This window comes from Candidatus Enterococcus murrayae (assembly GCF_017315985.1).
GTDB classification, from domain to species: domain Bacteria; phylum Bacillota; class Bacilli; order Lactobacillales; family Enterococcaceae; genus Enterococcus_A; species Enterococcus_A murrayae.
Map to the genome: position 1 here is coordinate 1 of NZ_JAFLVR010000053.1, position 1,523 is coordinate 1,523.

Annotated in this window: 1 protein-coding gene; it reads right to left on the reverse strand. The window is 40.2% G+C overall.

Annotated features, from left to right (window positions below; translation table 11 throughout):
- Nucleotides 1-51: 51 nt before the first annotated feature.
- Entirely contained in the window at nucleotides 52-1,248 is a 1,197-nt protein-coding gene (locus JZO85_RS18695; protein ID WP_207110030.1) for an IS110 family RNA-guided transposase, read from the reverse strand.
- Between the last annotated feature and the right edge of the window lie 275 nt (nucleotides 1,249-1,523).

Genomic DNA, 1,523 nt, shown 5'->3' on the forward strand with positions numbered 1-1,523 from the left:
GGTTTGAAGGCATGACAAAGAAACCCTAGGCAAAGGGAATTTTTGAAAAGATCAGTTAATAATCATTTTCTGCTCCTCATAGGGTTTATTGTCTTTCAGTAGTTGATAAATGATCCGTACCAGTTTTCTTACGACATGGCTAATAGCGACATTGTAGTGTTTTCCTTCTGCTAGTTTTTTCTGGAAGTAGACACGCATAGACGGCGACCAAATAGACATGAGCCTGGCGGACTCATGCAATGCCCAGCGTAATTGCGAAGATCCGCGTTTGACCATTCGTCCAGTTTCCGTTTGATTCATTCCAGAAGTGGAGACGGAAGGTTCTGCACCTGCATAAGCAAGCAGCTGATTCGGCGAACGAAAATTCTTAATATCCCGAATTTCGGCGAGAATGACACTCCCTAATTTAAAACCAATGCCAGGGATCGTTAAAATAGGCGAATCGATTTCACTCATTAATCGAGCAACTTCCTTCTCTGCTTTGTCTCGCATAGTTGTAAGATACTGGATGGCATCAATCGTTTGAAGGAGTTCAAATTCTAATGCGGGGGACTCTTGACCAATAGAGGCTTGCGCGAGCGCTTTGAGCTTGACCGCCTGTTCTTTTCCAAAGTGGCCCTTTGAGTGCGCTGAAATAAGATTAGTCAGCTTCGTTAAATGTGCATTTCCTAGCTTTTTAGCAGAGGGATATTCTTTTAAGATTGCATATATATAGGATTGGTGTTTCGCAGAAGAAGAACCCAAAGAAGGTGCTAGTTCTGGAAAGAGAATATCTAGAATGCGTGTGTAGTTTACTTTTTTTCGAGTACAATCCTCTTTCAATCTGGCTGTATGTCGAGTTAAATACTTCAACTCAATCATTGAAGGGTTAGCACTAAATGATTGTTTATCAAAATCTGTTCGTAGTTTTCGAGCGATCGTCATGGCGTCTTTTTTATCGGTTTTGGTTTTTCGCAAGCTTTGATTTTTGGCAAATTCTTTGATTAAGTACGGATTATAGCTGTAGGTTGGGTACCCCTGCGTCCGAAGGAAGCGTAGGATATTGAAGCAATAATGACCGGTATCTTCTAAGGCGATTTGGATGTCTTCACCAGTTGTTTTCTGCAGATTGGCAAGCGTCATTTGAAGTTTTGTAAATCCTTCACGGTTGTTTTCAATCTGAAGATGACGGACAAAAATCGTTCCTTCAGTATCAATGACCGCTAAATCATGTTTGTGCTTGGCAACATCTATTCCAACGTACAACATAAGTACCACTCCTGACAGATTAAATTTACGCTGTGCTCCACTTACTCTTTGCCTATGTAACCTTGTGATCAATCAAGCGTCACGAACTGATGTCATGCGCTAACAAACTTATTAACAATTTGACAAAGAGCTGTGGCTAGAGCCTCTATTAAACAGTATTCCAAAGGAATCTGGTGGTGAATATACTAGTCCACAGCATCTAACTCAATTATAGATAAAATAACAGCTAATTAAAACGGAATAGCTGATTAATTGAGTAATTTAAATATACAAGG

Bases quoted from the DNA above. Each gene is read 5' to 3' on its own strand.
- JZO85_RS18695 (WP_207110030.1), bottom strand. From the start codon at position 1,248: ATGTTGTACGTTGGAATAGATGTTGCCAAGCACAAACATGATTTAGCG.